The sequence below is a fragment of the Methyloglobulus sp. genome, assembly GCF_964779595.1.
In genome coordinates, this window is record NZ_CBAROL010000031.1 from 1 (window position 1) to 22,106 (window position 22,106).

The 22,106-nt window shown below is 46.3% G+C and carries 18 protein-coding genes and 3 tRNA genes; 5 read left to right on the top strand and 16 right to left on the bottom strand.

What is annotated here, in order from left to right; all coding sequences use genetic code 11:
• The 14 genes from AC1YY3_RS10225 to AC1YY3_RS10290 all read right to left on the bottom strand — a co-directional run.
• Positions 1 to 749: FAD-dependent oxidoreductase (locus AC1YY3_RS10225; RefSeq protein ID WP_481824916.1), on the bottom strand; the 749-nt coding region annotated here is incomplete at its 3' end.
• Between the two features lie 353 nt (positions 750 to 1,102).
• A complete protein-coding gene (locus AC1YY3_RS10230; RefSeq protein WP_481824917.1) occupies positions 1,103 to 1,327 on the bottom strand; it encodes a FeoC-like transcriptional regulator in 225 nt (74 codons plus the stop codon).
• On the bottom strand, positions 1,324 to 3,636 hold the full coding sequence (feoB, locus tag AC1YY3_RS10235; protein WP_481824918.1) for a Fe(2+) transporter permease subunit FeoB: 2,313 nt from the start codon (positions 3,634 to 3,636) through the stop codon (positions 1,324 to 1,326). Before feoB ends, AC1YY3_RS10230 begins: the two co-directional genes overlap by 4 nt.
• Positions 3,636 to 3,869 carry a FeoA family protein gene (locus AC1YY3_RS10240; RefSeq protein ID WP_349025638.1) on the bottom strand — a complete coding sequence of 78 codons (234 nt, stop codon included), beginning with the start codon at positions 3,867 to 3,869 and terminating at the stop codon, positions 3,636 to 3,638. The genes feoB and AC1YY3_RS10240 overlap by 1 nt, the downstream gene beginning before the upstream one ends.
• 285 nt (positions 3,870 to 4,154) lie before the next feature.
• Positions 4,155 to 4,460: an integration host factor subunit beta gene (locus AC1YY3_RS10245; RefSeq protein ID WP_481824919.1), complete on the bottom strand. Its 306-nt coding sequence runs from the start codon at positions 4,458 to 4,460 to the stop codon at positions 4,155 to 4,157.
• 64 nt (positions 4,461 to 4,524) lie between these two features.
• Entirely contained in the window at positions 4,525 to 6,192 is a 1,668-nt protein-coding gene (rpsA, locus tag AC1YY3_RS10250) for a 30S ribosomal protein S1 (protein ID WP_481824920.1), read from the bottom strand.
• Positions 6,193 to 6,267: 75 nt separating this feature from the next.
• Entirely contained in the window at positions 6,268 to 6,939 is a 672-nt protein-coding gene (gene cmk / locus AC1YY3_RS10255; protein WP_481824931.1) for a (d)CMP kinase, read from the bottom strand.
• A gap of 8 nt (positions 6,940 to 6,947) precedes the next feature.
• The gene (gene aroA / locus AC1YY3_RS10260; protein ID WP_481824921.1) at positions 6,948 to 8,279 is read right to left on the bottom strand and encodes a 3-phosphoshikimate 1-carboxyvinyltransferase; all 1,332 of its coding nucleotides are present in this window, start codon (positions 8,277 to 8,279) and stop codon (positions 6,948 to 6,950) included.
• Positions 8,280 to 8,282: 3 nt separating this feature from the next.
• Entirely contained in the window at positions 8,283 to 9,158 is an 876-nt protein-coding gene (locus AC1YY3_RS10265; protein WP_481824922.1) for a prephenate dehydrogenase, read from the bottom strand.
• A complete protein-coding gene (gene hisC, locus AC1YY3_RS10270) occupies positions 9,151 to 10,263 on the bottom strand; it encodes a histidinol-phosphate transaminase (protein ID WP_482194457.1) in 1,113 nt (370 codons plus the stop codon). Before hisC ends, AC1YY3_RS10265 begins: the two co-directional genes overlap by 8 nt.
• Positions 10,264 to 10,314: 51 nt before the next feature.
• On the bottom strand, positions 10,315 to 11,400 hold the full coding sequence (gene pheA, locus AC1YY3_RS10275) for a prephenate dehydratase (protein ID WP_481824924.1): 1,086 nt from the start codon (positions 11,398 to 11,400) through the stop codon (positions 10,315 to 10,317).
• Between the two features lie 38 nt (positions 11,401 to 11,438).
• Positions 11,439 to 12,518, bottom strand: coding sequence for a 3-phosphoserine/phosphohydroxythreonine transaminase (serC, locus tag AC1YY3_RS10280; protein WP_481824925.1), 1,080 nt, complete (start codon positions 12,516 to 12,518; stop codon positions 11,439 to 11,441).
• The gene (gene gyrA / locus AC1YY3_RS10285) at positions 12,519 to 15,176 is read right to left on the bottom strand and encodes a DNA gyrase subunit A (protein ID WP_482194458.1); all 2,658 of its coding nucleotides are present in this window, start codon (positions 15,174 to 15,176) and stop codon (positions 12,519 to 12,521) included.
• A gap of 289 nt (positions 15,177 to 15,465) precedes the next feature.
• The gene (locus AC1YY3_RS10290) at positions 15,466 to 15,855 is read right to left on the bottom strand and encodes a 4a-hydroxytetrahydrobiopterin dehydratase (RefSeq protein ID WP_481824927.1); all 390 of its coding nucleotides are present in this window, start codon (positions 15,853 to 15,855) and stop codon (positions 15,466 to 15,468) included.
• A 386-nt stretch (positions 15,856 to 16,241) separates the two neighbouring features.
• Here AC1YY3_RS10290 and csrA point away from each other — a divergent pair, with 386 nt between their 5' ends.
• The 4 genes from csrA (at position 16,242) to AC1YY3_RS10310 (ending at position 16,801) form a co-directional block, all read left to right on the top strand.
• Positions 16,242 to 16,433, top strand: a complete 192-nt coding sequence (gene csrA, locus AC1YY3_RS10295; RefSeq protein WP_481824928.1) for a carbon storage regulator CsrA — start codon at positions 16,242 to 16,244, stop codon at positions 16,431 to 16,433.
• Positions 16,434 to 16,443: 10 nt separating this feature from the next.
• Positions 16,444 to 16,535 (top strand) — tRNA-Ser (locus AC1YY3_RS10300).
• 81 nt (positions 16,536 to 16,616) lie between these two features.
• Positions 16,617 to 16,693, top strand: a tRNA-Arg gene (locus AC1YY3_RS10305).
• Positions 16,694 to 16,725: 32 nt separating this feature from the next.
• Positions 16,726 to 16,801 (top strand) — tRNA-Asn (locus AC1YY3_RS10310).
• Positions 16,802 to 17,272: 471 nt separating this feature from the next.
• Here AC1YY3_RS10310 and AC1YY3_RS10315 read toward each other — a convergent pair.
• Both AC1YY3_RS10315 and AC1YY3_RS10320 read right to left on the bottom strand, forming a co-directional pair.
• Positions 17,273 to 17,401 (bottom strand): hypothetical protein, encoded by a 129-nt coding sequence (locus AC1YY3_RS10315; protein WP_481824929.1) that lies wholly within the window; start codon positions 17,399 to 17,401, stop codon positions 17,273 to 17,275.
• 167 nt (positions 17,402 to 17,568) lie between these two features.
• Entirely contained in the window at positions 17,569 to 18,822 is a 1,254-nt protein-coding gene (locus tag AC1YY3_RS10320; protein ID WP_482194459.1) for an MgtC/SapB family protein, read from the bottom strand.
• Between the two features lie 468 nt (positions 18,823 to 19,290).
• Between AC1YY3_RS10320 and AC1YY3_RS10325 the strand changes: the two genes are divergently transcribed.
• Entirely contained in the window at positions 19,291 to 22,032 is a 2,742-nt protein-coding gene (locus AC1YY3_RS10325; protein ID WP_482194460.1) for a cation-translocating P-type ATPase, read from the top strand.
• Positions 22,033 to 22,106: the final 74 nt, after the last annotated feature.

Consider the following 22,106-nt stretch of genomic DNA (forward strand, 5'->3'; position numbering starts at 1 on the left):
CCGGTGTTCGGGCTGTGGCCTATGGCGATGAATACACCGTGTACGTCCACGCCTTTGGTCGAGCCGTCTTGGGTGTTTTTCATTCTAAGCCCAGTAACGCCCATGTCGTCGCCTAATACTTCGTCTAGGGTGTGATTCCAAACAATCTCAACATTGCCGTTTTTGGCTTTTTCCAGTAATTTGTCAGACAAGATTTTTTCGGAACGGAATTTGTCTCGACGATGAATGACGGTGACTTTTGAGGCGATATTGGAGAGATATAAGGCTTCTTCAACGGCGGTATTGCCGCCGCCAATGACGGCTACTTCTTTGTTTCGGTAGAAAAAACCGTCACAGGTGGCGCAGGCGGAAACGCCTTTGCCTTTGTAGGCTTCTTCGGATTCAAGACCTAAGTAACGTGCGGATGCGCCGGTGGAGATTATCAGGGCATCGCAAGTGTATGCCCCTGCATCGCCGGTCAGTTTGAACGGCTTGGCCGATAAATCCGCCGTATGAATGTGGTCGAATATAATTTCGGTATCAAAGCGTTCGGCATGACGGCGCATTCTGTCCATCAATTCAGGACCTTGTAGACCTTCAACATCGCCCGGCCAATTATCGACATCGGTTGTGGTCGTCAATTGTCCGCCCTGCTCTAAACCGGTAATCATAACTGGCTTCAAGTTGGCTCTTGCTGCATACACGGCAGCGGTGTAACCGGCAGGACCTGAACCTAAGATTAGCAGTCGGCAGTGTTTGGGGGTGGGCATTATTATTTCTCCTAGTACGTAAAGTAGTTATATATGCGGATGGGCTGGGTTATTGACTCGACGTAGACTCCTAATTTCATAAAGCTCCACCATATTAGCGCATTAGTGAAACTCAGAAAGCGGGATTATGGAGATCGGGCTTAATTAAAGACTCAATTTTATCCGACCACTCATTCACTGGTCGAGATAAACTTACTTCGGTGGCTGTAATAAATCGCTATCGCTGATTAACTTTACCTATTGGCTAGGCTTTTCGAAGCAGCGAGGAAGCATTGAATAATCCCTTCTACAGACTAAGGTGAACAGTAGCTTGCTCTATTTTCTTAAAGTGAGTAACTAGAAAGCTATCTGGCTTATCTTTCAATCCATTCGTAAAGCTCAGTTAACGCTGGATCGCATTTACAGCAGCCTGTGCCGCATGAAGTACCTGATGGCAGTTTTCTGACGTAACCTTTAGTGATCCATTTGCTTAACATGCCGCGCAAGGCATCAGCATCAACATTAAAGCGCATTTCCATGTCTTTTAGTGCTACGCGCTTTTGCTCTTTAAGATAGCCCCGCAAATCCGATAATATCATTGCATAGCCTCCTTTACCTGTACGGTGCGCGTGGTTCTTCCTAGCAACCAAAGTCCGAACAACACGGAAATAAACGCCAGTATTAAGCCCACTATCCAAGCCAGGGAATACTCAGGATGTTGGCTATAGGTCATTGTTTGATAAAAGATGGTCGCGGTTATATAAGCTATTCCGGTCGTCCAAAGCACGACAAAACCTGCCCAGTTGAGGTTGGTTTCCCTGAAAATGGCTGCGGTCGCGGTAACGCAAGGCGCGTAGAGCAGGATAAACAACAGGTAGGCGAATGCGCCCGTCTTGCCATCAAAACTCTTCTGCATGGCGGCATAAGTGGCGGTTTGGACTTCCTTGATGTCTTCCACGTTATCTAAATTCAACCCCAATGGATCCAGAATATTGTTAGCTATTTTTTTGAGATTTTCGGGGACACTCTTACAAGCAGCAAGCAAGGCTATGCTGAGATTAAAAGCCGGTTTCTCTATAGATTCGCCAGTCGCTGCGCCCATCTGTCCATACAAAGCATCCAAAGTGCCAACAACGGCTTCTTTTGCCAGTACTCCAGTGAAAATACCTACGGTAGCAGGCCAATTATCGTTGCTTATGCCCATCGGCTTAAATAGCGGCGTAAGACTTTTCCCGATTGAGCTTAGTACGGATTTATTGCTGTTTTCGTGACCCAATGTGCCATCCGTACCTAAGGCATTAAGGAAATTCAACACCAACACCATCGGCACAATTACTCTGCCAGCATTGATCAGGAAAGATCGCAACCGATCCCAGGTTCTCGTCAATACTCCCCGTATGGTTGGCAAATGATACGTAGGAAGCTCCATAATGAACGGCATCGACTCACCCTTAAATAAGGTATGGCGCATAATCAATCCAGTCAAAACAGCAACTGCAATCCCTAAAAGATATAAGCCAAACACCATGTTTTGCCCGCCGGTCGGAAAAAAGGCTGCGGCAAATAAAGCATAAACAGGCAAGCGTGCGCCACACGACATAAACGGGTTCATTAGATTGGTAAGAATCCTGTCCCGTCGGCTTTCTAATGTCCGTGTCGCCATAATGGCAGGGACATTGCAACCAAAACCGACGATCATGGGTACAAATGACTTGCCAGGCAAACCAATCATTCGCATGAATCTATCCATCACAAACGCAGCTCTCGCCATGTAACCGGAATCTTCCAGTGCTGATAAGAACAAGAACAGGAAGCCGACAATCGGGATAAAGGTAGCAACCACTTGCACCCCGCCACCTGCACCATTGGCGATCAATACGATTAGCCAAGGCGGTAAATTCAGTTTGGCAAGCTGTTCTCCTAAACCATCAACTAAAAACGCACCGACGACTTGATCGAAAAAATCAATAAACGCGCTACCCATGTTGATGGTGAACATGAACATCGCGTACATGACCAGTAAAAACACGGGAATGCCCAGAAATCGGTTCAATACGATACGGTCAATCTTATCTGTGGTGTGCCTGCCAACATCAGTTAATCGACAAACAGCGGATTGCGTGAGTTGGTTAACGAAGCCATAACGCGCATCAGCAGCCAATATGTCAATTTCATCATCGGTTTCTGCTTCGACCCTGTTTTGTAATTCTGAAACCAACGGCAATATGACAGGATTTGCGATTTGTTTAGCTAAGGTATCGCCTTCTAATAAGCGAATCGCCAACCAACGTAAATCGCACGATTTCTGGTGAACCGTAAGTTTAAGTGCCGCCGAAAGTTCGTTAATCGCTTGTTCTAAGGTAGATGAATAGTGAATAGTGGCAGTGGGAATCGGCTTGTCAAACGCGGCTTTATTAATAACATCTTTAAGATTTGGTATGCCGTTCTTGGTTGCAGCAGAAATAGCGACGACAGGACATCCTAATTGTTGGGACATAAGCTTGAGGTCGATTTTGATGTCCCGCCGCTTAACAACGTCCATCATATTAAGTGCCAAAATCATTGGCACTTGCATTTCAATAAGCTGAGAAGTCAGATAGAGATTGCGTTCTATATTCGAGGCATCGACTATATTGATAATGAGGTCAGCATCGCCCGATGCAACATAATCTCTGGCAACTTTCTCGTCCAAAGACACTTGATCGTCGGAAGATTCCAGCGAATAAGTGCCTGGAAGATCAATAACTTGAATTAGTTGATCTTTAAATCGGTATTCACCCGTTTTTTTTTCGACCGTAACACCAGGCCAGTTACCAACTTGTTGACTTGCTCCGGTGAGCGCATTAAAAAGCGTGGACTTTCCGCAATTGGGATTGCCGACTACGCCTACCGTAAGGCAATTAGCCATTAAAGTTTCTCGATTTGTAAGACCGAGGCTTCATCCCTACGCAGTGTGAGGGCAAATCCCCGTAATTTGATCTCGACCGGATCGCCCATAGGCGCAAATCGAGTAACGCTAAATTCTGTCCCAGGCGTTAAGCCCATTGCCAGCAATTTCTTGCGATACGGTTTTCCCGTCGGCTCAAAACCAACGATTTTGGCTAAATCGCCGATAACCAAATTTTTCAATCCCATAACCATGTTTTCACCTGATAATTAACAGAAAAGGATTATTAGAAACAAGAGGTATCAATAATCATTCTCATTAATATCAACTATACCATATTACCTTAACTTATCAAATTAAGATGCGTGTGTCGCTGGACACAAATCAGATTTGGCTTTGAATTTTTAAGATGTCGTTCTTAAAAACTTGATACAGTGGCAAGCACTGTGGGTTTGAGTTATTGCAACTCGCAATAAAAAGGCAGCGTTATTACAAAATAACGCTGCCTTAGTATTCTATGAGGACTTAAATCGCGCTAATCAGTCGATTATTTTGAAGCTACTACTGGATGCGTCAACTCGGTCACGCAGTTCTTTACCGGGTTTAAAATGCGGGACGTATTTCTTGGTCAATTGAACAGACTCACCCGTTTTGGGGTTTCGCCCTACGCGAGGTGGACGCATGTGCAATGAGAAACTGCCAAATCCCCTGATTTCAATTCTTTCACCAGTAGATAAGGCTTGGTTCATTTTCTCTATGATACATTTGACTGCCAATTCCACATCTTTAAGTTCGAGATGGGGTTGACGTTTAGCTAGCGCTTCAATTAATTCAGATTTAGTCACATTCTATCCTGCAAAAACGAAAGGGTTTTAGGTATTATTACTTGAATAACCCCTAAATAATAGCTTATTTTTCTATTTGTTTGAAAATATCAGCGAATGTAGGCGACCCTGTAGCGGCTTGCTGGGTATGATCCTTAATAGTGGTGGTTTCCTCTTCACTATCCTTCGCTTTTATAGACAAAGAGATTGACTTGCTTTTCTTATCTATGCCAATAAACTTGGCTTCAACCGCATCGCCTTCTTTTAGCAGAGTACGGGCATCCTCAACGCGGTCACGTTGAATTTCAGAAGCGCGAATGTAACCTTCCACATTATCTGCCAAAGTAACCACAGCACCTTTTGCATCAACTTCTTTAATGACACCTTTTACTAGACCACCTTTTTCAGTGGTAGCCAGAAAGTTTTGGAATGGATCTTGTTCTAACTGCTTAACGCCCAATGAGATACGTTCACGTTCAGAATCAACCGCCAAAATAACCGTTTCGAGTTCATCACCTTTCTTGAACTCACGCGCCGATGCTTCACCGCCATCTTCCGCCCACGAAATATCAGACATGTGTACCAAGCCGTCAATACCGCCATCCAAGCCAATAAAGATACCGAAATCAGTAATCGACTTGATTTTGCCGGTAATTTTATCGCCTTTGTTGTGTGTTGCTGCAAATTCATCCCAAGGATTGGTTTTGCACTGTTTCATACCTAAAGAAATACGACGACGTTCTTCGTCAATTTCCAAGATCATGATTTCGACATCTTCGCCCAATTGGACAAGTTTAGACGGATTGACATTTTTGTTAGTCCAGTCCATTTCTGATACGTGAACCAAGCCCTCTACGCCTTCTTCAATCTCAACAAAACAGCCGTAGTCGGTCAGATTATTGACCTTACCGAATGCGCGTGAACCAGCAGGGTAACGGCGGGCAATGTTTTGCCAAGGATCTTCGCCCATTTGTTTCATGCCTAATGAAACACGATTTTTTTCCTTATCGTATTTCATGACTTTAACTTTTATTTCTTGACCGATTTCAACACACTCCGAAGGGTGTCTTACACGACGCCACGCCATGTCGGTAATATGTAACAGACCGTCGATACCACCGAGGTCTATAAATGCGCCATAATCGGTCAAGTTTTTGACCACACCAGTGACAATTGCACCTTCTTCCAGTGTTTTCAGTAATTCTTCACGTTCTGCGCTGTATTCTTTTTCAACCACAGCACGGCGGGAAAGCACAACGTTATTGCGCTTTTGGTCGATTTTTATAACCTTAAATTCTAAATCACGATTTTCTAGGAATGTGGTGTCTCTAATGGGACGAACATCAACCAACGATCCTGGCAAAAACGCGCGTAAAGCACCGACAGCGACGGTAAATCCGCCACGTACTTTACCGTTGATTTGACCGATGATAGTGGCTTGGGTCTCGAACGCACTTTCAAGCTCGAACCAGGCTTTGTTTTTCTTTGCTTTATCTCTGGAAAGTAGGGTAGCACCCAAACCGTCTTCGAATAAATCAAGGGCAACTTCAATTTCGTCACCTATCTTGACTTCTAATTCGCCATTGTTATTCAGAAATTGCCATTTTGGAATGACACCTTCTGATTTGGATTGTGTACTGACGATGACCATATCGTTTTCGATATCAATAACCGTACCAATCAACATTGAACCCGGACTCATTTGAGTCTTTTTCAAACTTTCTTCAAGTAATTCAGCAAAGCTTTCGCTCATTTCATATTCCCAGGACTGCCATAACTTAGACAGACCTTCATCTAATTAAAAAGGTTAAAAATCGCAATCACGTGCTTAAAAAGCTAAATGTTGCGGGACTAAACTCAGCACCTGCTCAATGACAGCTTCTATCGTCAATGCAGATGAATCAATGAAAAGGGCATCTTCCGCCTGAGCTAAAGGGGCTGTTTTTCGTCCCTTATCGCGGCAGTCACGCTCTTCTATCTCTCTGGTTATCTGTCGAATATTAACATCAATTCCTTTTTCCATCAACTGTTTATATCTTCGCTCAGCCCTTTTGGTGGCACTTGCCGTCAAAAAAACCTTGATGTCGGCATCAGGAAACACGACAGTTCCCATATCCCGACCATCTGCAACCAAACCGGGTGATTTTTTAAAATCCTTTTGCTTTTGCAGCAATACCTGCCTTACTTCAGGTATTGCTGCAACTATAGAGGCAACATTTCCAGTCGCTTCTGTACCTAGTTGTGCTGTTATGTCTACGCCGTTTAATTTGACGATTAATTCATCATCACATTGAAATGCTAAATCCATAACCTGGGCTGTAGCCACAACATCCTTAACATTTGCTAGATCAATATCCTTTTGTAGTAAGGAGATAGCCAATGACCGATAAATGGATCCGCTATCCAGGTAATTCCAGCCCAGTTTTTTAGCCACGCTTCGGCTGACTGTGCCCTTGCCCGCACCACTTGGCCCATCAATAGTCAAAACGGGAATGTCCATTACCATCATTAAGAGCCTGAATTTTCTTCACAAACCAAAGCAAGGCACAAGTTTTTTGCCAAATCCTTAAATTCAGGGAACGAAGTATTGACGTTGGCACAATCTAAAATGGTAATAGGCGCATTAGCGCGTAATCCGGCGATAGCAAAAGCCATTGCGATACGATGATCGCCATGTGATGTCACAATACCGCCACTAATTTTCCCTCCACCCTGGATGACCATGCCATCTGCGGTAGGCTGGGCATCAACACCCAATATTTGCAAGCCATCTGCCATAACCTGAATGCGGTCTGATTCCTTAACCCTGAGTTCTTCTGCACCGCTCAGTCGGGTTTGACCTTCTGCACAAGCCGCCGCCACAAACAGTACGGGGAATTCATCAATCGCCAGAGGTACAAGTTCTTCAGGAATATCTATACCTTTTAACGGCTTGGAAACAACATGCAAATCCGCTACGGGTTCTCCACCTACGACGCGCTCATTTAAGATTTCGATACTAGCACCCATCAAGCGCAAAATAGAGATCACGCCTGTACGGGTTGGATTGATGCCAACATGCCTAAGGACTATGTCCGAACCAGACGCAATCGACGCACCCACCAGAAAAAATGCCGCTGATGATATATCGCTGGGCACATCAATATCGGTTGCGGTCAATTTACCTTCCGCCGTAATACTGACTTTGCTGCCGTCTTGCTTTACTGGATAAGAAAATCCCGACAACATACGTTCAGTATGGTCGCGGGTAGGCGCTGGCTCAGTGACACTCGTCTCACCCTGGGCGTACATCCCAGCAAGTAACAGGCATGATTTAACCTGTGCGCTGGCCATCGGCATAACATAATCAATGGCTTGCAACTGCCCTGCCCTGCCAGTTATTTCCAAGGGTGCAGTGCCTTTGTCGGTTGTCTTGATAGCAGCGCCCATAGCAGCCAAGGGTTCAGTTACCCGCTTCATAGGGCGACCCGACAAGGATTTATCACCAGTCAATACAGTGTTAAAGGACTGTCCCGCCAAGAGTCCGCTCAAAAGCCGCATGGAAGTCCCCGAATTGCCCAGATACAACTCTTTTTGCGGCGCTTTCAACCCATGCTTACCCACACCATGAATCGTTACGCAACCATCAACGGGCCCTTCAATTTGCACACCCATATCGCGGAAAGCTTGCAAAGTCGCCAAGGCATCTTCGGCTTCCAGAAAGCCTTTAACGTGGGTCACACCTTCTGCCAACGAGCCAAGCATGATGGAGCGATGCGACATGGATTTGTCACCAGGCACGCGTGCCTCGCCTTGTAATTGACCACCTGGTTGAACAATAAAAGTAATTGATTTTGACATAGTTTAGTTTTCGTAGAGATCAAGAAAGCGTTGCCGAGCCTTGCCGGCGTAGGTAAAAGTATTAAAAAGCTGTTCGGTATTGTTATTAGCCAAGTAAGACTCTATTTTATCTAGCTCGGCTTTTAATTGTTGAATTAACGGAATAATTTCATTTTTGTTTGCCGTACAAATGTCCAGCCACATGGTCGGATCGCTCGATGCAATGCGAGTAAAATCCTTAAAACCACTGGCGGCGTATTTGAAAATTTCCGATTGCTCATCCTTATGACCCAGCATATCGACCAATGCAAACGCCAAAATATGCGGCAAATGGCTGGTTGCGGCGAGGATGGCATCATGATGACTTGCAGCCATAATGGCGACCTGCGACCCTAATCGTTCCCAAAACTCGCGCATGGTTTGCACAGCATCGGGACGCGTTGCTTTGTCTGGTGTGATAATCACGCGTTTATTTAAAAACAGCTTATCTACCGAGGCACTAACCCCACTTTTCTCTGCGCCTGCAATTGGGTGGGCAGGCACTAAGTTATCGGGAATATAGCCAAAAATCCGTTCCGCTGTGGAAATTACATTGGTTTTGGTGCTACCTACATCAGTATAAATGGCGTTTTTGTTCCAGAATGGCTTAAGCAAGGTAAAAACGGATTCAATCGCGCCGACTGGGGTGGCTATAATAACGCAATCAGCACCTGCTACTGCTTCAGCAATATCGAGGAAATAATCGTCAACAACACCTAGCTTTTTTGCGGTTTGCAAATTAGGCAGATCGTCTCCCCTGCCAAATCCCACAATTGTTTTGCTTAAATCCTGCTGTCTTGCGGCTCGCGCAATTGAGCCTCCAATCAGGCCAACACCGATAATGCAAAGCTTGTTAAACATTAGCCAGCGTATCTGCCAAGGCCTTGAGGAAAAACTGGTTTTCGGCAGGTGTACCAATGCTAATCCGCAAATGATTAGGCATTCCGTAATTAGCGACTGGTCTGACGATCACGCCTTTACGCAATAAGGCTTCATAGATTGGCTGTCCAGGTTGTTTGAGATTAACGGAGACAAAATTACCAGCGGAAGGTATCCATTCCAAGCCCAGGGCTTTAAAACCTGCGGTCAAATCCGACATGCCTTGGGCATTTACCGCGATGGTTTCCTGCAAATACTCATCATCACCTAACGCCGCTTCCGCTGCCGCTAAGGCTAAAGCATTGTTATTAAAAGGCTGGCGTACGCGATTGAGGATGTCCGCAAGCTCAGGGCTGGATAAACCATAACCAACCCGCAAGCCAGCCAAACCATAAGCCTTTGAAAAAGTACGGGTAATGATTAAATTCGGACAGGTTTTAAGCCAGTCAAGAGAATTTATCCCTTTCTGATTACTAACAAACTCGAAATAGGCTTCGTCCAGCACACAAATACAGTGCGTGGGTATCGCAGAAATAAACTTTTGTAAATCTGACTGACTCAGCAAGGTTCCTGTGGGATTATTCGGATTGGCAATAAATATCACGCGGGTAAGATCACTAATCCGCGTTGCCATCGCTACTAAATCATAACCATAATTTAATGCCGGGACGATAACGGCGGTTGCCCCAACCGCTTGCGTTACTATCGGGTAGACTGCAAACGCATGTTCGGAAAACATCGCTTCCAGTCCAGGTGCTAAAAAAGCTCGCCCAATCAACTCCAGCAAATCATTCGAGCCATTACCCAAGGTAATCTGATCAACATTAAGACCGTATTTTCTTGCCAATGCGGACTTTAAATTGAAACCATTGCCGTCAGGATACAAGCTCAGTTTCGGCAATGTGGCTTGGATTGCCGCCAAGGCTTTCTTGCCTGGCCCTAAAGGATTTTCATTGGATGCCAGTTTGATGATATTGCTCAAACCCAGCTCACGCTCCAATTCTTCAATGGGTTTTCCTGCCACATACGGCACAAGCTGCCTTACGCCACTGACGGCGAGGTCATAAATAGTGTGGGTTTGATTCATGGATGATGGGCTGACAAAGCGAAATACGTAATTAAATCAGGTAAGTGTTCATTAAAGCACAGCTTTTGGATAAGAACCGAGCAATTTCAACATACTGACATTGCCCTTCAATATCTCCAAGGCATTGGCGACTTGCTCGTCTTCGCCGTGGCCTTCAATGTCGATGAAAAACACATATTCCCACAAACCTTGCCGCGACGGTCTGGATTCAATATGGAGCATACCAATGCCGTAACGCGCAAAAGGCTCCAAGATTTTGTATAAAGCACCGGGTTGATTGCCGGTAGAGACTACCAAAGAGGTCTTGTCGCTACCCGTTGAGGTCGATATTTGCTTGCCTATAATGATAAAACGGGTGGTGTTATTTGGCTCATCTTCAATATTTTTTTCAAATATATCAAGATGATAAAGCTCGGCAGCCGGTCTACCTGCTATTGCCGCTGTGTTTGGGCTGATAGAAGCCAACCTCGCAGCCTCGGCATTGCTGCTGACTGCCGTCAATTTGACATGCGGGAAACTTTTCTCCAACCACTTACGGCATTGCGCCAAGGATTGTTGATGGGAAAATATCTCCTTGATATTGGCTTTGTCATTCACCAAACCCATCAGGTTTTGGTGAATTTGGATTTCAACTTCACCGCAGATATACAACGGAGATGCCAGGAATCGATCAAATGTGTAGCTGATTACGCCTTCGGTTGAATTTTCGACGGGTACGACACCAAACTGACAGCTGCCGTTTTCGACCGCAGAAAAAATATCGTTGATGGTCGTGACCGGCACTGCCTTGACCGCATTGCCAAAATGCTTAAGCACCGCTTGCTGGGTGAATGTGCCTTCTGGCCCCAAATACGCGACATCCAGAGGTTTTTCCAATGCCAAACAAGATGACATCAATTCCCGAAAGAAACGAACAGCGGTCTGGTCTGGCAACGGCCCTGGATTGAGGTCTTTTATCCGCCGCAACACCAGTGATTCGCGGTCAGGACGGTAAAAAGTACCTTCCTCACCCAACGCAATCTTGGTCTTCGCCACCTCCATCGCACACGACGCACGTTGGTTTATCAGCTCCAAAATTTGCTGGTCGATCTTGTCAATGTTTTCCCTTAACTCGCTAAGGGGTGTGATCGCTGTCATCACTACGCTTTATGAATGGTGGCTTTACTGGTTTTGGCTTAGTGCGTCCGTTCAAATTCTTTGATGAATTCGCACAGCGCATCAATGCCCGATTCTGGCATGGCGTTATAGATACTGGCTCGCATACCGCCAACGGAACGATGGCCTTTCAGTTCAAACAAGCCATTGGCTTCCGATGCTGCTAGAAAAGGCTTGTCCAATGCTTCATCAGACAAGATAAACGGCACGTTCATTCTGGAACGAACGGACTTTTCCACCGGATTGCTGTACAAGGTTGATTGGTCGATGACCCCGTACAATTTTGCTGCCTTTTTGATATTGCGCTGCTCAATCGCGGCAACACCGCCCTGCTCTTTCAGCCATTTCAGCACCAATCCAACCAAATACCAGTTATAGGTTGCTGGCGTGTTCAGCATAGAACCGTTTTTGGCTTGCTGGGCATAATCGAATACTGGCGGCGTACCTTTTGCTGCAAGTCCAACCAGATCGTCCCTAACGATTACCACGGTCACACCTGCCGGCCCCATATTTTTCTGGGTTCCGGCGTAAATAATCCCAAATTTGCTGACATCGACTTGTCTCGACAAAATGTTGGAAGACATATCAGAAACCAGCGTCAAGCCCTTGCTGTCAGGGATAGATTGAAATTCGACCCCGTGGATGGTTTCGTTAGACGTGTAATGCAAATACGCCGCATCCTGGTCAATACTCCAAGATGCCACATCAGGGATATGCGTAAATTTGCTAGCTTCTGCACTGGCACTGAGGATAACTTCGCATTGACCTTTTGCATCCTGGATGGCCTTTTCCGACCACGCGCCCGTGTTGACGTAACAGGCTTTAGTCCTACCATTGAGGATATTTTGCGGAATCAGGGAAAATTGCGCGGAAGCGCCGCCTTGTAAAAACAACACCTTATAATTAGCCGGAATTGCCAGCAATTCACGTAAATCGCTTTCGAGTTCTTCGGCAATCATGGAGAAATATTTCCCGCGATGGCTCATTTCCATGACCGACATACCGCTGTCCCGCCATTCCAGCATCTCGGCCTGGGCTTGCTTCAATACGGATTCAGGAAACGCGGACGGTCCTGCACTAAAATTATAAACCCTGCTCATTTATTCCTCGTCTCCTAAATCGTCTTCGTCATTGATTATTTCTTGCGTTTGTTCCTGATCTTCTGCCGGGACTTGATCTAGTTCAATGGCATCATCTCCCTCTTCGGCAGCGTCATCCTCGACATCCTCACCTACAAAGCCTTCAATTCGGTCTACACCGATCACTTTTTCGCCGGTATCCAAGCGTATAATACGTACGCCTTGGGTGTTGCGACCAACAACGGAAATGCCGTCCACTGGGGTACGAACCAGGATGCCGCCGTCGGTAATCAACATGATTTCGTCATGTTCATTAACCAAAACCGCACCGACCAAAGCACCATTGCGTTCCGAAGTTTGGATGGCAATCATGCCTTGTCCGCCGCGCTTGTGTTGGGTAAATTCTTCCACCCGCGTACGTTTGCCAAAGCCGTTTTCGGTAATGTTAAGCACCATGCCTTCTGTGCCAATAATCAGCGAGATGATTTTCTGGCCGTCCTGCAAACGCATACCACGTACGCCAGCAGCCGTCCTGCCCATCGGACGCACGTCGGATTCATTAAAGCAATTGGCTTTGCCGGAACTGGCAAACAGCAACACATTTTGTTGCCCATATGTAACGGCTACACCAACCAAGGTGTCGTCTTCCCGTAAATCGATAGCAATTTTGCCGTTGGCACGTTGGCGTTCAAATTCGTTCAGGGGCGTTTTCTTGACAGTGCCAGAAGACGTTGCCATGAAAATAAATTTATTTTCGGTAAATTCTTTAATCGGCAAGATGGCATTGATTTTTTCGCCTTCTTCAAGTGCGATAAGGTTGACAAATGGCTTGCCCCTGGATGCCCGACTGGCAACAGGCAACTGGTAAACTTTCAGCCAGTAGACCTTGCCGCGCGAGGAAAAACACAGGATGGTATCGTGGGTGTTGGCGACAATCAGCTTATCGACATAATCTTCTTCTTTGGTTGCCGTCGCCGATTTGCCACGTCCACCGCGTCGTTGCGCCCGATAATCCGTCAACGGCTGCGCTTTCACGTAACCTTCATGCGATTTGGTCACGACCATATCTTCTTCGGTAATCAAGTCGCCATCAGACAAATCCAGTTGGCTTTGGATGATTTCCGTGCGGCGTTTGTCGCCGTATTCGTCCCTGATGGTGACGAGTTCTTCTCTGATGATTTCCATCAGCCGTTCATCGTTGGCGAGAATATGCAAAAATTCGTCGATTTGCTCTAGCAATTCTTTGTATTCATTGATTATTTTATCCTGCTCCAAACCGGTTAGGCGTTGTAATTGGAGTTCCAGAATAGCCTGAGCTTGCCCTTCCGATAAGCGATAAACGTCGCCAGCAATACCAAATTGCGCTGCCAAATCTTCAGGTCGTGAGCGATCTGCATCCGCCCTGTCTAACAAGGAAATAACCAGCCCGGCATTCCAAGTCCTTGCCAACAAGCCTTCTTTGGCTTCGGCGCGACTGGGGGAAGACTTAATCAATTCGATCATGTCGTCGATATTGGCGAGGGCGACTGCCAACCCTTCCAAAACGTGCGCTCGTTCCCGTGCTTTGCGTAAGTTATAGATCGTCCTGCGCGTAACAATTTCGCGCCTGTGATCGACAAAGGCATGGAGAATTTCTTTCAGGTTAAGGCAATACGGGCGACCATCCAGCAATGCCACCATATTAATACCAAATACCGTCTGGAATTGCGTCTGCTTGTACAAATTGTTCAACACAACTTCTGCAACTTCACCACGGCGCAGCTCAATCACCAGGCGCATTCCGTCCTTATCGGACTCATCACGAATCGCTGATATACCTTCGATCTTGCCGTCTTTAATAAGCTCGGCAATTTTCATTTGCAAGGTGGCTTTGTTGACCTGATACGGCAATTCAGTCGTTATAATTGCTTGCCGACTGCTATCGCCTATGTCTTCAAAATGGCAACGGGCGCGAAGATAAATCTTGCCGCGACCTGTGGTGTAAGCACTGTAAATGCCTGATGCGCCATTGATAAAGCCAGCGGTAGGAAAATCTGGCCCCTTGATATGCGCCATCATTTCATGCACGGTGGCTTCAGGATTGTCGATAATCAACAAACAGGCGTTGATAACTTCCGTAAGATTGTGCGGCGGGATATTGGTCGCCATGCCCACGGCAATGCCGGATGAGCCGTTAATCAGCAGCGTAGGTACTTTGGTAGGCAAAACTTGCGGTTCGGATTCGGATTCATCGTAGTTAGGGACGAAATTGACGGTTTCCTTATCCAGATCAGCCAACATTTCATGGGATATTTTAGCCAGCCGCGCTTCCGTGTAACGCATGGCGGCAGGTGAGTCACCATCGACCGAGCCAAAATTGCCTTGCCCATCTATCAGCACATAACGCATGGAAAAGGGTTGCGCCATCCGCACCATCGTATCGTAGATAGCGCTGTCGCCATGCGGATGGTATTTACCCATCACGTCACCGACAATACGGGCAGATTTCTTATACGGCTTGTTGTAGTCGTTGCCCACCTCATTCATGGCGTAAAGAACACGGCGATGTACCGGCTTTAAGCCATCTCTAACATCAGGAAGGGCTCGACCTACGATAACACTCATGGCGTAATCGAGGTATGACTGCTTCATCTCGTCTTCGAGGTTGACAGGTATGATTTCTTTCGCGAAGTTTGACATTAATCCCTAATCTACGAATATACCAGCAGGAGAGCCATGGTATGGTTTTTACCGGACGAAAACACGCAAGTTTCATGGCTTTTACCATTCAAGCGTGTTTACCCAGCGATTCAATTATCGCGCTATTGTATCATGTGTTCGCAGCTAGTCGAAGCGGTTGCTTTGTATTAGTCTAAGCATAACAGCAAGTGCGATTTATGAGATGTTCACCACATATTTTCATGCCAACCACTTAAATACACAGCTTAACCGCGGTGATTACCAAAACAGCAACTACTACATCATTATGTTAATCCACCTCATATTTAATGTATTTAAAACGGGGATCATCCGGTGTTCCTTCTAGCGAACCGCCTTCTTTTCCCGGCTGCCAGGTAATCACAGCTTCAATTTTTTTTGCCAATTCGAAGTCTTTGCTGGTTACCCCTTTGGCGGCGTGGTTCATCAACTTTACAATGACAAACGCATAAGAAACGCTGAGGTCGGGGTGATGAAAAGCAGCCTCAGCCAGATGCCCAACCGTATTGACCACCATCATCGTAGACTTCCAGCCGCTGGTCTTATATTTACGACGAATCCAGCCATTTTCCAAATACCAGTGCGGTAAGGTTTCCTTTAACCGCGCCTCAATTTCGGCATCGGTATAGATTTCTTCTTGTTTGCGCTCTCTCCAACTCATACCGAATAACCTCATGTTTACATTCAAACAGGGACACAGGCTGTGGTGATTTCTACCGCCTGCCTACCCCTGCATTATAGACTTATCATCCACTAACTTCACATACACACCAATATCTTGATGATTTAGATTGATTTCATTTTGACAACAATCGACTTAATGGGTGGAATCAAAATAACATAAGAACCACATCAGGTAAGTAGTGTAGCGATCAAATGGATCAGGAGAAATATCATGACCTACCATGACACCTCGCTACCAACTTGAGCAGTTTAAAATTGATCGGCATCACAGGCTTTTTTTATCACATAAAACTGTTATAATCCTCGCCCTTGGTGGGATGCTGTTAAAGAGCAGCGGGTTTTTAATGCACATAGGGAGTAGCCATGCTTATCTTGACTCGTCGGGTAGGAGAGACACTGATGATTGGTGACGAAGTAACCGTCACCGTCCTTGGAGTGAAGGGAAATCAAGTTCGCATCGGTGTCAATGCACCAAAAGAGGTCTCCGTCCACAGAGAAGAAATTTACGAACGAATCAAAAAAGAGCAGTCAGATTCGGCGAGTTCTGAAAGATAAACCAGTTTTAGGAGAGATGGCCGAGCGGCTGAAGGCGCTCCCCTGCTAAGGGAGTATGGGTCTTATAGCCCATCGAGGGTTCGAACCCCTCTCTCTCCGCCATATTTTAAAATATAATCCAGCTAGCCCTCAACTTTGGTTGACAAACCCACGGCTTCACGGGATAATTTGCGGCTCAATAAAGCGCCCGTAGCTCAGCTGGATAGAGTACTCGGCTACGAACCGAGCGGTCGGGAGTTCGAATCTCTCCGGGCGCGCCAATTGACGAAATCAAGCTTCAAAACCCTATTATTCCCCTGTAGCTCAGTCGGTAGAGCGGGTGACTGTTAATCACTAGGTCGGCGGTTCGAGCCCGTCCGGGGGAGCCATTTAAAACAATGGCTTATGGTTTTATATGTAACTTACATTTCAAATTGTGGTCACTTTCATGGTCACTTCATTTACTAGTAGCGTTCTCTTTGCCATTAGGTTAGCCAACTTGACCTTTAAGTCTGGATAAGACCACACGCGCTTCATTCTTACTAACGAAGAATCTAGACTTACGTCGAGATGGAACGAAAAACTATGCCGTGAAGACCCATTCATAAGATAATGAACTTTCAAAATGGCATAACCAAAGTTATCAAGATACTTTTTTTGCAAACAGTTAATATTATTTCCTAGGCGAAGCCTTGTTTTCATAAAATCCCATCACGTTACTTGCCAACCACATTTGTGGGTTCTTTATCACGGGTGGTGACACTTCATTTTCCAGAATTGTGTTCTAGTAACACCAAATGTTGCTAGCATATCGTTAATTTTTAGGAATTCTTTATCTTTTGTGTTGGTCATTTTAAAACCTATTTCTTAAAGTTGTTGGCGATGGTTTCTATCCTTCTTTTTTTGTATTCAATTCCAATATCCATATTTGAGTAAGGTTCAATAATCGGGACAGCACCTAACTGTGAGTTACCTCGGGATTCATTCATATCTTAGTCTCGGAAAGCAGCATCTCATCCAGTAAAAATGCTGTTGTTTCTATAAAATTATCAGTCTTCAGAGCTGGGGTTATCGATTCACTCCCTATCGAGTTAAAGCTTCCTTGGAAAAGCTGATTACCAAAGCAGACAAGTTGCGGCTTTTGGTATCCCTTAAATCAGAAATACCCAAGGGCAAATGCTGCCCCGATCCATGCCGCAAGAATAACCAGAATAAGGTCAAGGATGATTGCGGAGATAAACTGCCAGTTTCCGCTTAGGATAGCAAGCACGGCTTTCGTGATGGTGTTCGTTGTCAGGCCAGCAAGGATGGGCAAGACGGCTTCATTTGCACTGAGTTTCCCGGCAGCGACAAGGGATGCAACCGCGACGGCAGCGGAATGGGTGTCAGCAAAACCGGCAATCGCCCCAGCAACAATGACACCCTCACTGCCCAACCACTGATTAAGGGCGGCGGCAAGCAACATGAAAGAGGAGACGGTGGCAGCAAATAATAAGGCCGTCTTGAGACTGAATGGTTGTCCCAGGTTTATTGAATCCGGTGCTTTCTGGCGCAGGGCTATCAGGGTAATGACGATGCCATAGGCCAAGGCGGTAATACCAGCGCAAGTCAACGGCAGCCATAGTGCTAAAAGAGTTTGCTGATTGGTTGCTTCCAGAACCATAGCCATTTGAATGAAAGTCGCCACAGTCGATAAGACAGCACCTGCTACGGCTCCCCACAACAGATGAGGTTCTAGCGCCGCTCTCGCTCCCATTGAGCTAATGGTTGCAACACTCGAAACAAAGCCAGAAGTCAGCCCAGTAATGGGAAGTCCAATACGCGGCTCCATTACTCGTAGCGAGATGTACCCGGTAGAGCTGATGAGCATGATGAGGATGACAATCATCCAGATGGTTCGAGGATTCAAGGCATTGAAAGGCCCCATATACTGGTCTGGAGTCAGCGGTAATAGCACGAGCGCTGCCGCAGCGAGAATCAGCGCATCGTTAAGTTCAGACTCACTCAGGACAGTGCTGACGAAACGATGAAGAAAATTTCGTGCCGACAACAATATAGTCAATATCACAGCCACACCAGATGCCAAAGTAGGCTCACGCATCGATAAGCCGCCTAATAGAAGGGTGAGTAGTAGAGCTACTTCGGTCGTCAATCCGGGATCTTGCTCATGGCTTAACCGATAGGCCGATACGGACAGTCCAACAACTGCAAATGCCATCACAGCAAGCAATATGGAACTACCTAACGAGAAACTCACTGCACCCAGAAGCGAAACTGAGGCAAAAGTCCGGATACCCATGGGTGCGCGAGCAGAGCCAACGCCTTTTCTCCGTTCGCGTTCTGCACCGATGAGAAGGCCAATTCCTAATGCAAGTCCATAAGCAAGGATGGGTTGTCCTGAGAGAGTCATCAAACTTACGTATCCTTCATTTGTAGTTCGCTTTTTATATAGTTAATTTCACCGGATTACTGCGCCAGAGTGAGCAAGTCAATTCGCTTTTGAGTGGAACCATCGGTAATCCATTACATGATTGTGCCAACTAAATAGATAAAAAGTCAGCAAAAAATGATTATATGCCTCTATGCTTACCATTTGGTTATTCATAAAGGTAATCTTACTAAGAAAGCTCAATAGTACATGTTCGTTACCGTACAGACTAGCTGACATATTTCAGATAAGTTGACGAGTTAAATTCATAAAATGTTGAATTCGTGTTTCGCTGAACTCTATTTTCCTAATGGGATTAACATCCTTAACTTGAAGAACCAAATGGCAATTGACAAGTCAAACCCAATATTAATAATTTGGCTCCTATTTGTTTTCTTTGACTAATGAGGATCGGAATGGTCTTAACAATACTAAATCTGATTAAATAAGATGGATCAAAAATCATTAAAAGATCGATCAATTGCTGCAAGTAGTCATATAACCCCTCACGAACTTGATATCGATAAAGTAAGTGTCCATCTCGATGTCCAAGTTGAAAAAGGCCTGTCAACTGAACAGGTAACTCAACGAAAAAAGCAATACGGACCTAACCAACTGCAAGAAGAATCACCGCGCTCTGCATGGTTGGTGTTCTTGGTTCAATTTAAAAGTATCCTGATTCTTATCTTAATTGGTGCGGCGTTCCTAGCCGCCCTTATCGGCAATCTCAAGGATGCAATCGTCATCCTGGCTGTCGTCATAATTAATGCCATTGTTGGCTTTTACCAAGAGTACCGCGCTGAACAGAGCTTGACTGCCCTTAAAGGAATGTTACCCGTCCGGGCGCGAGTACGTCGGGAGGGAATAAAATCCGACGTGCCTGCCGAAGATCTAGTTCCTGGAGATATTGTATTGTTAGAGGCTGGCGACCATGTCCCCGCTGATGGAAGACTATTAATAGTTGTAGGACTCGAAGTTGATGAGTCATCGTTGACTGGTGAGTCCCAACCGGTCAGTAAACAAATCGCGTGCATAGACAAGCCAGAAACTCCTTTGGCCGAGCGGATGAATATGGTCTTTATGAACACATTGATCACCCGTGGCCGAGGAGAAATTATCCTTACTGCCACTGGCGAGGGCACTGAGATGGGGCGGTTGTCGCAGGTACTTGCTTCGACATCTGAGGCACCAACGCCATTGCAAGTCCAGCTCGACCAGCTTGGTAAGCGCTTAGGGGCAATTGCCTTGACCCTTGTCGGGTTGCTGTCGTTTTTAGAGTATTTGCGTGGTTCCGATCTCGCCCACATTGCAATGGACGCGATAGCCCTTTCTGTTGCAGCGATGCCTGAAGGCCTGCCCGTCGTTGTAACGGTGACGCTCGCACTCGGTATGCACACCATGGCTCGCCATCGGGCCATCGTCAAACGTTTGGCGAGTGTCGAGACGTTGGGTTGCACCACCGTAATTTGCTCAGATAAGACTGGAACGCTGACGCTTAATCAAATGACGGTGCGCTCGTTCTTCTACCAAGGGGAGCATTTTGATGTAACTGGTGAGGGATACCATGTAAATGGTGCAATACATGCCGTCAACCAACTTTCAGGGCCGCCCAACCTTAATCTATTGCTAGTTCCTCTGGTCGCCTGTAATGATAGTCGGGTCGTTGAAGGCAAAGTCATAGGCGATCCTATGGAGGCAGCATTACTTATCCTGGCGCAAAAAGGTGGTGCTGTGCCAAGCGAAGTCATTGCAGCACTACCACGAATAGCAGAAATTCCATTCGATGCTGAACATAAGTTCATGGTCACGTTTCACCGTGCGGATGGTCATATACGGTTATTCGTTAAGGGTGCACACGATGTATTGCTCAATAATTGTGAGCGTATTCTTGACCAAGATGTAATAGGCATCCTCGATCCACCCGCTAGGCAACAGATTGAGCTTGAGTATACAGCCCTTGCGGAACAGGGTTTACGTGGGTTGTTGATTGCATCGAGGACTATACCTGAAAGTGAGTTCGATGCGTCCGGCGATCTTTTCCATTGGGTCGAGGGGCTCACATTTATCGGCTTGATTGGGTTAGTTGACCCACCGCGTCCGGAGGCAAAAGTGGCGATTTCAGAATGTATGCGGGCGGGAATTGCTGTTAAGATGATCACAGGCGACCACCCTCTGACCGCCCAAACAATCGCACGGGAACTGGGGCTTGAGGGCAAATTGATCTCTGGGGCAGAACTTGACCGAATGGATTCAGATCAACTTGCTGAAGTGATCAATGATGTTGCAATCTTCGCACGGGTCACCCCAACGAATAAAGTTACGATAGTGCGAGCACTCCAAAAAAAAGGGCATGTGGTTGCCATGACTGGCGACGGCGTAAATGACGCGCCTGCACTAAAAAGCGCAGATATCGGTGTCGCCATGGGTACTGGCACAGCGGTCGCCAAGGAAGCTGCGATGATGGTGTTGCTCGACGACAACTTCGCAACCCTGGTGCGAGCCGTCTACCAAGGGCGTACCCTCTACGACAATATCTTGAAATTTGTCCGTTTCCAACTTTCTACAACAATCGGCGCAATCCTGACTGTGTTCTTTGCCCCTTTGGCTGGACTACCTGAACCCTTTACAACTGTCCAGATTCTATGGGTCGCTATCATCATGGATGGGCCACCAGCCATTTCATTAGCACTAGACGCTGCGCGTCCAGACGTTATGCTGGAGAATCCACGCAACCGGACAGAGCAATTGCTTCCGTTCGCCCGCCTTGGAAAGATCGTTACGTATGGCATTACAATGATGGTCGGAACATTAGGGGCATTGCACTACGGATTGTTGCATGCTGGTATGGGACAGGCATCCCAAACCTTAGGATTTACGACATTCGTACTGTTCCAGTTTTTTAATGTATTCAATGCACGTGTTGAGAATGGTACAGCATTCAACAAAAACATGTTCAGGAACAAAATGTTATGGATGTCTCTCGCCTGTGTGCTTCTGCTACAGGCAGTTGCTGTGCATTGGTCACCAGCACAGGCGGTTTTCGGGACTGAAGCCATGACCGCTAGGCAATGGGGCATTTCAATTGCTATAGCGGCCTCGATACTGTTTCTAGAGGAAGGGCGAAAACTGATAGTCGCCCTATTTGGTTACGTCAGTCTTCAAATATTAAAAAGGCAGGCATTTCACCAGTAATCTTGGATGGTATCTTTAACAGGTCTTACTATTCGGTACGAAAAATATCAGAAGCCAGAAACAAGTGGAAGTGC

Bases quoted from the DNA above. Each gene is read 5' to 3' on its own strand.
- AC1YY3_RS10325 (WP_482194460.1), top strand. From the start codon at position 19,291: ATGGATCAAAAATCATTAAAAGATCGATCAATTGCTGCAAGTAGTCAT.
- feoB (WP_481824918.1), bottom strand. From the start codon at position 3,636: ATGGCTAATTGCCTTACGGTAGGCGTAGTCGGCAATCCCAATTGCGGA.
- AC1YY3_RS10265 (WP_481824922.1), bottom strand. From the start codon at position 9,158: ATGTTTAACAAGCTTTGCATTATCGGTGTTGGCCTGATTGGAGGCTCA.
- pheA (WP_481824924.1), bottom strand. From the start codon at position 11,400: ATGACAGCGATCACACCCCTTAGCGAGTTAAGGGAAAACATTGACAAG.
- AC1YY3_RS10320 (WP_482194459.1), bottom strand. From the start codon at position 18,822: ATGACTCTCTCAGGACAACCCATCCTTGCTTATGGACTTGCATTAGGA.
- rpsA (WP_481824920.1), bottom strand. From the start codon at position 6,192: ATGAGCGAAAGCTTTGCTGAATTACTTGAAGAAAGTTTGAAAAAGACT.
- AC1YY3_RS10290 (WP_481824927.1), bottom strand. From the start codon at position 15,855: ATGAGTTGGAGAGAGCGCAAACAAGAAGAAATCTATACCGATGCCGAA.
- AC1YY3_RS10315 (WP_481824929.1), bottom strand. From the start codon at position 17,401: ATGAATGAATCCCGAGGTAACTCACAGTTAGGTGCTGTCCCGATTATT.
- csrA (WP_481824928.1), top strand. From the start codon at position 16,242: ATGCTTATCTTGACTCGTCGGGTAGGAGAGACACTGATGATTGGTGAC.
- hisC (WP_482194457.1), bottom strand. From the start codon at position 10,263: ATGAATCAAACCCACACTATTTATGACCTCGCCGTCAGTGGCGTAAGG.
- gyrA (WP_482194458.1), bottom strand. From the start codon at position 15,176: ATGTCAAACTTCGCGAAAGAAATCATACCTGTCAACCTCGAAGACGAG.
- aroA (WP_481824921.1), bottom strand. From the start codon at position 8,279: ATGTCAAAATCAATTACTTTTATTGTTCAACCAGGTGGTCAATTACAA.
- serC (WP_481824925.1), bottom strand. From the start codon at position 12,518: ATGAGCAGGGTTTATAATTTTAGTGCAGGACCGTCCGCGTTTCCTGAA.
- AC1YY3_RS10230 (WP_481824917.1), bottom strand. From the start codon at position 1,327: ATGATATTATCGGATTTGCGGGGCTATCTTAAAGAGCAAAAGCGCGTA.
- AC1YY3_RS10240 (WP_349025638.1), bottom strand. From the start codon at position 3,869: ATGGTTATGGGATTGAAAAATTTGGTTATCGGCGATTTAGCCAAAATC.
- cmk (WP_481824931.1), bottom strand. From the start codon at position 6,939: ATGGACATTCCCGTTTTGACTATTGATGGGCCAAGTGGTGCGGGCAAG.